This is a genomic window from Phyllobacterium sp. P5_D12 (assembly GCF_054049495.1).
Genome location: NZ_JBFUMG010000659.1, coordinates 1 through 2,254, shown reverse-complemented (window position 1 = coordinate 2,254; position 2,254 = coordinate 1). Strand labels below are relative to the sequence as shown.

Sequence of the window (2,254 nt, the reverse complement as noted above, 5' to 3'; positions counted from 1 at the left end):
GTTGAAACAAGCGCCGGCCTCTTGGGCAGACTTTTGGGACACGAAGAAGATTCCCGGCAAGCGGGGCTTGCGCAAAGGAGCGAAATACGCGCTTGAATTCGCCTTGATGGCGGACGGTGTGGCCGCCGATGAAGTCTACTCCGTCCTTGCTACCCCGGGAGGCGTCGATAGAGCCTTCAAAAAACTCGATGAGCTGAAGCCGAACATTGTCTGGTGGGAGGCCGGAGCGCAGCCGCTTCAGTTGCTCTCCTCGGGAGAGGTGGTCATGACTACTGCTTATAACGGTCGTATCAGCGGTTTGAACAGGTCCGAAGGCAAGCACTTCGGCTTTGTGTTTCCGGGCAGCATCTATGCTATCGACAGTTGGGTAGTGCTGAAGGACAGTCCCAACAAGGACACGGCGATGGACTTCATAGCCTATGCAAGCAAGGCGGACAACCAGTCTAAATTGCCCGAATACATCGCCTACGGACTTCCCAACATTGAGGCGGGCAAACTCGTGCCTGCAAAATTTCAGACCGAGCTTCCGACTTCGCCGGACAATCTCAAGGGAGCGATTTCCCTGGATGTTGATTTCTGGACCGACAATTCCGAGGCCCTGACGCAGCGGTTCAATGCCTGGCTCGCGCAATGACTTTGTCCTGCATGAGCGCTGAGAGATACGCGGTCCTGCCTTCACCGTTGTGACGGACAGGCCCGCGGTTTGTCGGAGCCGTCGCCATTGCGCATTGCTTCCCGAGAGCCGAGGTGATCGACGTTGAACAATCCATTCATCCGCTTGGAGGAGGTCAGCAAATCCTTCGGGCTCCTCACCGTTGTAGATGGACTGAATCTTGAGATCGGTAAGGGGGAGTTCATCAGCCTGCTTGGTCCCTCCGGTTCTGGCAAAACGACGATACTTATGATGCTTGCGGGTTTCGAGAATCCGACAAGCGGTGCGATCTGGGCGGGCGGCAAACGAATTGACAGTTTGCCRCCGCACAGACGCAATATGGGTGTCGTCTTCCAGAATTATGCGCTCTTCCCGCACATGACGGTTTCGGAGAACGTCGCTTTCCCCTTGAAAATGCGCAGCCTCCCGCGTGCGGAGGTGAAGGAGCGCGTAGGAAAGGCGCTCGATATGGTGCAGCTTGGTTCACTTGCCGAGCGGCGTCCGTCACAGCTGTCGGGCGGACAGCAGCAACGGGTTGCATTGGCACGTGCATTGATCTTCGAGCCAGAAGTGGTCTTGATGGATGAGCCGCTCGGCGCACTGGACAAGCAACTGCGCGAACAAATGCAATTGGACATCAGGGATCTGCATCGGCGGCTCAAGCTGACGATCGTCTTTGTGACGCACGATCAATCGGAGGCGTTGACGATGTCGGATCGCATCGCGATTTTCAATCGCGGAAAAATAGAACAGATTGGCAAACCCTCGGATATCTACGACCATCCGAGCACGCAATTCGTCGCGGAGTTCATTGGCGAGACAAATCTGGTCTGGGGTTCCGTACAAAGCATCGAAGGCGGTACGGCCCGTGTCCAGTTGCCCGCCGGCCAGCAAGTTTTCGTTGAAACAGCCACGGACCTTCGCCCAAATAGCAGTGTTTGCCTGTCGATAAGACCCGAGCGGATAAAGGTGGGACGCCGGGAGGCTGCGGGCAACAACATCACCGCCGCCGTCTCCGATATCGTCTATCACGGGGATCATTTGCGGCTGGTTGCACGAAGCGACAGCCAGTCGCTGACCATCAAGACGGACCGCAGCCAGCCCACGCTTTCGATTGGTGATGAGGTGCAACTTTCCTTCCTGTCGTCCGATTGCTGGGTGGTCAGTCCATGAATCAGCCAAGGCTCAGCAAACAGGTGATTTCCCTGGCGCTTGTCGCGCCGCTGTTGCTGTTCCTTATTGTTTTTTTTGCGTTACCGCTCGTCACGATGATGAAGTCCGCGGTGTCCGACCCGGTGGCGGCACGCACACTCCCCGCCACCGCGAGATCGGTTTCGAGCTGGGATCGCACCAGCCCCCCAACCATTGAAATGCAAGCTGCTTTCGTTGCCGACCTGCGCCAGATCAGCGACGACCAGTTGTTCGGGGATCTTGTCCGACGGCTGAACAGTGCCAAATCCGGCTTTCGCACCTTGATGCCCAAAACGCGTAAGGCTGCTTTGGACACTGCCGCAAGCATTGATCTTGTTGCGCTGGACAAGCGATGGGGTGACATTTCCTACTGGCAGGCCGTCAGCGTGGCAGCATCTTCGAGAATCACAG

Annotated in this window: 2 protein-coding genes and 1 pseudogene; all 3 read left to right on the top strand. The window is 56.8% G+C overall.

Annotated features, from left to right (window positions below; genetic code table 11):
* Positions 1 to 634 (top strand): extracellular solute-binding protein (locus ACXJ5O_RS24895; protein WP_457302244.1); only part of this gene is annotated, 634 nt, incomplete at its 5' end.
* Between the two features lie 123 nt (positions 635 to 757).
* Positions 758 to 1,825 (top strand): ABC transporter ATP-binding protein, encoded by a 1,068-nt coding sequence (locus tag ACXJ5O_RS24890; protein ID WP_457302243.1) that lies wholly within the window; start codon positions 758 to 760, stop codon positions 1,823 to 1,825.
* Positions 1,804 to 2,254 (top strand): annotated as a pseudogene (locus ACXJ5O_RS24885) (ABC transporter permease); the annotation flags it as partial. The gene ACXJ5O_RS24890 and the pseudogene ACXJ5O_RS24885, both read left to right, overlap by 22 nt.